This window comes from Pseudomonas sp. PDM18 (assembly GCF_014852585.1).
In the GTDB taxonomy this organism is placed as follows: domain Bacteria; phylum Pseudomonadota; class Gammaproteobacteria; order Pseudomonadales; family Pseudomonadaceae; genus Pseudomonas.
This window is the reverse complement of sequence record NZ_JACVBX010000008.1, coordinates 316164-322651: the sequence shown is the minus strand read 5'-3', so window position 1 is coordinate 322651 and position 6488 is coordinate 316164. Positions and strand designations below refer to the sequence as shown.

The window sequence follows — 6488 nt, the reverse complement described above, 5'->3', positions numbered from 1 at the left end:
CTTGACGACCATAGAGCGTTGGAACCACCTGATCCCATCCCGAACTCAGTAGTGAAACGACGCATCGCCGATGGTAGTGTGGAGTTTCTCCATGTGAGAGTAGGTCATCGTCAAGCTCCTATCCCAAGACCCCTGGTCAGCTTCGCTGGCCGGGGGTTTTGCTTTTGCGTGCGAAAAAATCGGCCTCGTAACTGCGCCAGATATAGGCATCGCTCTACCGCCCCGAATTGGTTGCATTGGGGAGAAAGGTACGCACGAGCAAGGGCGCTCCTATGAAGAGCCGAAGGCCCTTGTGGCGGCTCTGGAGCGCATTGTCCCGCCCGTTAGAGAACCTCGATTTGCCTTGTTACAACCGCCTGCTGACAGACTGATGGCTTTTCATCCAACTGTCACATTCGCGTCATAGAGTCTTCATGCGGCCTGACGATACTGGCCCCCGTTCCATCCAACCCCATTCTCCTTAAGGAGCAAGGCATGAAACTCAAGCGTTTGATGGCGGCCCTGACTTTTGTCGCTGCAGGCGTAGGCACCGCCAGTGCGGTAGCCGCGATCGATCCGGCCCTGCCGGAATACCAGAAAGCCAGCGGTGTGTCGGGCAACCTGTCGAGCGTCGGTTCCGACACTCTGGCCAACCTGATGACCATGTGGGCGGAAGAGTACAAGCGCCTGTACCCGAACGTGAACGTGCAGATCCAGGCCGCCGGCTCCTCCACCGCGCCGCCGGCGCTGACCGAAGGCACTGCCAACCTGGGCCCGATGAGCCGCAAGATGAAGGACGTCGAACTGCAGGCCTTCGAACAGAAGTACGGCTACAAGCCGACTGCTGTTCCGGTTGCCGTGGACGCCTTGGCGATCTTCGTGCACAAGGATAACCCCATCAAGGGCCTCACCATGCAGCAGGTTGACGCCATCTTCTCCTCCACCCGCCTGTGCGGCGGCAAGTCGGAAGTGAAGACCTGGGGTGACCTGGGCCTGACCGGCGACTGGGCTAACAAGCCCGTACAGCTGTTCGGCCGTAACTCCGTATCCGGCACCTATGGCTACTTCAAGGAAGAAGCCCTGTGCAAAGGCGACTACAAGCCGAACGTGAACGAGCAGCCGGGTTCGGCTTCCGTAGTTCAGTCGGTCAGCCAGTCCCTGAACGGCGTTGGTTACTCTGGTATCGGTTACAAGACTGCTAGCGTGAAGACCGTTGCCCTGGCCAAGAAAGAAGGCGGCGAGTTCATCGAAGACAACGAGGCGAATGCCCTGAACGGCTCCTACCCGCTCTCGCGCTTCCTCTACGTCTATGTCAACAAGGCGCCGAACAAGCCGCTGAACCCGCTGGAAGCACAGTTCCTGAAGATGGTGCTCTCCAAGACCGGCCAGCAGGTTGTCGTGAAAGACGGCTACATCCCCCTGCCGTCCAAAGTCGCCGAAAAAGCCATCAAGGATCTGGGTCTGTAATCAGCCCTCCAACCGGGCGGAGATCGCCGCCCGGCATGGGCTGACGCTCACTCGACCGAGCCCGCCAGCATGGCTCTGCTGGTGGGCTTTGTCGCGTCACTTCCATGTCATCTTTCTGTCATACAGAGCCGCTAGGGTGTCACTCCATGAACGACATGGCCAACTCCCCGATGACTTCTTCTCTCCCCGAGCGGATTGATTTCAATACACCTGCCCTGCAGCGCAAGCGCCGTATCCGGGCGCTCAAGGATCGACTGACCCGTTGGTACGTCCTGGTCGGCGGTCTCGCCGTGCTGGCTGCCATTACCCTGATTTTCTTCTACCTCGCCTACGTCGTGCTGCCGCTGTTCCGCGGCGCCGAACTGGAAACGCGTGACCCCCTGGCTCCGGCCTGGCTGAAGACGGCCCAGGCGCCGCTGCTGCTGAGCATCGAAGAGCAGAACATGGTGGGCATGCGCGTCGCCGCCAACGGCGAAGTGGTGTTCTTCGACGCCAAGAAAGGCGACGAGATGGACCGTGTTGCGCTGAAGCTGCCCGCCGGCACCAGTGTCACCTCCATCGCCGAGGACCAGCCGGGTCATCCGACTGTCGCGCTGGGTTTGTCCAACGGCCAGGTGCTGGTGTTCAAGCACGGCTACAAGGTCACCTACCCGGACAACAAGAAAACCATCGAGCCGCACATCGAGTACCCCTACGGTGAAGCGCCGATGAACCTGGATCCCCAGGGTCGTCCGCTGGAGCACGTGGCGATCGTCTCGGGTGACGACAGCCTGTTGCTGGCCGCGTCCACCGGCAGCGAAATGCTGCTGCTCGGCCTGACCCAACAGGAAAACATGCTGACCGGCGAGAGCGCCTTGCAGGAAGAGCGCATCAACCTGCCGCAGATCTCCGAGCCGGTGAAAGCTATCTACATGGACCCGCGCAAGCAGTGGCTCTATGTGCTCAATGGCCGCGCCCAGGCCGACGTGTTCGACCTGAACAGCCACCAGCTCAACGGCCGCTACAAGCTGCTGGATGATGCCTCCGCCGAAGTGACCGCCAGCAGCCAACTGCTGGGTGGCATCTCGCTGATGGTCGGCGACTCCAAGGGCGGCATAAGCCAGTGGTTCATGGCTCGCGGCGAAGACGGCGAACCGCGCCTGTCCCACGTGCGTGACTTCAAGCTGGGCGACCAGCCGATCTCCAGCATTGCGCCGGAGCAGCGCCGCAAGGGTTTCCTGGCCATCGACAAGCAGGGCAACCTGGGCATCTTCCACAGCACCGCGCACCGCACGCTGCTGGTGGAAAACGTCGCGCCCTCTGCTGGCCCGATGGCCCTGTCGCCTCGCGCCAACCGCCTGATCGTTGAGCAGGCCGGCGAGCTGCGTCGCTTCAGCCTGAGCAACACGCACCCGGAAGTGTCCTTCAGCGCGCTGTGGGGCAAGGTCTGGTACGAGAGCTACGACAAGCCGTCCTATGTCTGGCAGTCCACCGCCGCGACCACCGACTTCGAGCCCAAGCTGAGCCTGTCACCACTGACCTTCGGGACCCTGAAGGCCGCCTTCTACGCGATGATCCTCGCCGCTCCGCTGGCCATCGCCGCCGCCGTCTACACCGCGTACTTCATGGCTCCGGGCATGCGCCGCAAGGTGAAGCCGGTGATCGAGCTGATGGAAGCGCTGCCGACGGTGATCCTCGGCTTCTTTGCCGGCCTGTTCCTCGCGCCGTATGTCGAAGGCCACCTGCCGGGCATCTTCAGCCTGCTGCTGCTCACGCCGCTGGGTATCCTGGCAGCCGGCCTGATCTGGAGCCGCCTGCCCGAGCGCATCCGCCTGAGCCTGCCGGCTGGCTGGGAAGCAGCGATCCTGATCCCTGTGGTCCTCGCCACCGGCGCCTTCGCCCTGTGGATGAGCCCGCACCTGGAGACGATGTTCTTCGGCGGCGACATGCGCCTTTGGATCAGCCACGACCTGGGCATCACCTACGACCAGCGCAACGCACTGGTAGTAGGCCTGGCCATGGGCTTCGCGGTGATCCCGAACATCTTCTCCATCGCCGAAGACGCCATCTTCAGCGTGCCGCGCAGCCTGACCTACGGCTCCCTCGCTCTAGGCGCCACGCCCTGGCAGACGCTGACCCGCGTGGTGATCCTGACCGCCAGCCCGGGCATCTTCTCGGCGCTGATGATCGGCATGGGCCGCGCCGTGGGCGAGACCATGATCGTGCTGATGGCTACCGGCAACACCCCGGTCATGGACGTGAACATTTTCCAGGGCATGCGCACCCTTGCGGCGAACGTCGCGGTGGAAATGCCCGAGTCGGAGGTGGGCGGGACTCACTACCGCGTGCTGTTCCTCTCGGCGCTGGTATTGCTGTCTTTCACCTTCGTGATGAACACCCTGGCAGAGCTGATCCGTCAGCGCCTGCGCAAGAAATACGCGTCGCTCTAAGCGACGCCCGACGAGGCTACGTTCCGTGAAACAGAAACAGGAATCCGTCAAAGCGTGGTTTGCCAGCGGTTCTCCCTGGGTGTGGATGAACGCCGGTGCGGTATCCATTGCCGTGATCATGACCATCGGCCTGCTCGCCGTGATCGCCGTGCGCGGTCTCGGCCACTTCTGGCCGGCAGATGTGATCGAGGCGACCTACTCCGTCCCCGGTGAAGCGCCCAAGACTCTGATCGGCGAAGAAGTGCAAGTCGAGCAGGTACCGCGCGAACGTCTGCGCGGGGCCGGTCTGCCGGTGCCGGACAATGGTCCGGAATTCATGACCCGCGAATTGCTCAAGCTGGGCAACCGCGACTTGTACGGCAGCGACTTCTCCTGGGTGATCGGCGAGTGGCTGACCGACCGTCGTCATCCGGCCGAACTGGTGACCCTGGAGCGCCGCGAGTGGGGCAACTTCTATGGTTACCTGCTGAGCGTGAAGGAAAACGGCAAGGTCGTCGCCGAAGGTGCGGCCGCCATGGCCGAGCTGCAGACCCGCCTCAAGCGCGTCGATGAGCTCTACAGCAAGCTGTACCAGCTGGAGAAAAAGGACATTGGCGGCATCAACCACGGCCTTGAGCGGCTGCGCCTGAAGGAACGTGGCCTGCAGCTGAACAACGAGCTGGATGCCACCGCCGAGGCCGACATCGCCGCAGGCCGCGCCGAGCTGAACGCCCAGTACAAGGTGCTGGAAGACCAACTCAACGGCCTGCACTCGGAGTTCAACCGTGACAGCATCGTCATGCGCGATGCCAGCGGCCAGCAGACCGAGATCAGCGTCGGCAAGCTGGTGCATGCCTACCAGCCGAACCAGATGGGCGTGGCCACCAAGCTGAGCTTCTACTTCAAGAAACTGTGGGAGTTCCTCAGCGATGACCCGCGTGAAGCCAACACCGAAGGCGGTATCTTCCCGGCCATCTTCGGCACCGTGATGATGACCCTGGTGATGGCCGTGATCGTCACCCCCTTCGGTGTGATCGCAGCCGTCTACCTGCGCGAATACGCACGCCAGGGCCTGCTGACCCGCATCATCCGCATCGCGGTGAATAACCTCGCGGGTGTTCCGGCGATCGTCTACGGCGTGTTCGGTCTGGGCTTCTTCGTCTACGTGCTGGGCGGCTCGCTCGACCGCATGTTCTTCCCCGAAGCCCTGCCGGCGCCGACCTTCGGTACGCCGGGGCTGTTCTGGGCATCGCTGACCCTGGCCATCCTCGCGGTGCCGGTGGTGATCGTGGCCACCGAGGAAGGCCTGGCGCGCATCCCGCGGGCTACCCGTGAGGGTTCTCTCGCCCTGGGCGCGACCAAGGCCGAGACCCTGTGGAAAGTGGTCCTGCCGATGGCCAGCCCGGCGATGATGACCGGCCTGATCCTCGCCGTGGCCCGTGCCGCCGGTGAGGTGGCGCCGCTGATGCTGGTGGGCGTGGTGAAGCTGGCTCCGGCGCTCCCGGTCGACGGCAACTACCCGTACGTGCACCTGGACCAGAAGATCATGCACCTGGGCTTCCACATTTACGACGTCGGCTTCCAGAGCCCGAACGTCGAGGCCGCGCGCCCGCTGGTGTACGCCACCGCGCTGCTGCTGGTGATGGTGATCGCCCTACTGAACTTCTCGGCCATCGCCATTCGTAACCGCCTGCGCGAAAAGTACAAGGCGCTGGAAAACTGATTCTGCAGGCGGCGGGTCGTGCCCGCCGCCAAGCCTCCCAAGGAGACTGAACATGCAACATGAAACCGCATCCCACGGCATCGGCATCGGCATCGGCATCGACATCGGCGCGCTCGGCCGCGGCGACCGCCAGGGCATGAACCTGGAAAGCGAGACCGTCGCCCTCGAAGTGCCCGGCCTGAGCCTGTTCTACGGCGAGAAGCAGGCGCTGTTCGACGTCAGCATGAACATCCCCAAGCAGCGCGTGACTGCCTTCATCGGCCCGTCCGGCTGCGGCAAGTCGACCCTGCTGCGTTGCTTCAACCGCATGAACGACCTGGTCGACGGTTGCCACGTGAAGGGCGAGATTCTCCTCGACGGCCACAACATCTTCGCCAAGAACGTCGACGTCGCCGAACTGCGCCGCCGCGTCGGCATGGTGTTCCAGAAGCCCAACCCGTTCCCCAAGAGCATCTACGAAAACGTGGTGTACGGCCTGCGCATCCAGGGCATCAACAAGAAGCGCGTGCTCGACGAAGCCGTCGAATGGGCCCTCAAGGGCGCGGCGCTGTGGGACGAGGTGAAGGATCGCCTGCACGAATCCGCCCTCGGCCTCTCCGGTGGCCAGCAGCAACGTCTGGTCATTGCCCGCACCATCGCCGTGGAGCCGGAAGTCCTGCTGCTCGACGAACCCTGCTCGGCACTGGACCCGATCTCCACCCTGAAGATCGAAGAGCTGATCTACGAGCTGAAATCCAAGTTCACCATCGTCATCGTGACCCACAACATGCAACAGGCCGCGCGCGTCTCCGACTACACGGCGTTCATGTATATGGGCAAGCTGATCGAGTTCGGCGATACCGATACCCTGTTCACCAACCCGGCCAAGAAGCAGACAGAAGATTACATCACCGGTCGCTACGGCTAGTTTC

At 62.9% G+C, this 6488-nt stretch carries 4 protein-coding genes and 1 rRNA gene; all 5 read left to right on the top strand.

The window, feature by feature from the left end:
• Positions 1-116 (top strand): 5S ribosomal RNA (rrf, locus tag IB274_RS18355).
• Positions 117-474: 358 nt separating this feature from the next.
• Positions 475-1446, top strand: a complete 972-nt coding sequence (pstS, locus tag IB274_RS18350; protein WP_192433446.1) for a phosphate ABC transporter substrate-binding protein PstS — start codon at positions 475-477, stop codon at positions 1444-1446.
• 395 nt (positions 1447-1841) lie between these two features.
• Positions 1842-3875, top strand: coding sequence for an ABC transporter permease subunit (locus IB274_RS18345; protein ID WP_192433469.1), 2034 nt, complete (start codon positions 1842-1844; stop codon positions 3873-3875).
• 25 nt (positions 3876-3900) lie between these two features.
• A complete protein-coding gene (gene pstA, locus IB274_RS18340) occupies positions 3901-5577 on the top strand; it encodes a phosphate ABC transporter permease PstA (RefSeq protein ID WP_192433444.1) in 1677 nt (558 codons plus the stop codon).
• A 52-nt stretch (positions 5578-5629) separates the two neighbouring features.
• Entirely contained in the window at positions 5630-6484 is an 855-nt protein-coding gene (pstB, locus tag IB274_RS18335; RefSeq protein ID WP_192433442.1) for a phosphate ABC transporter ATP-binding protein PstB, read from the top strand.
• Positions 6485-6488: the final 4 nt, after the last annotated feature.

Excerpts from the sequence above, each read along its gene's own strand:
- pstS (WP_192433446.1), top strand. The coding sequence starts at position 475 with ATGAAACTCAAGCGTTTGATGGCGGCCCTGACTTTTGTCGCTGCAGGC.
- pstB (WP_192433442.1), top strand. The coding sequence starts at position 5,630 with ATGCAACATGAAACCGCATCCCACGGCATCGGCATCGGCATCGGCATC.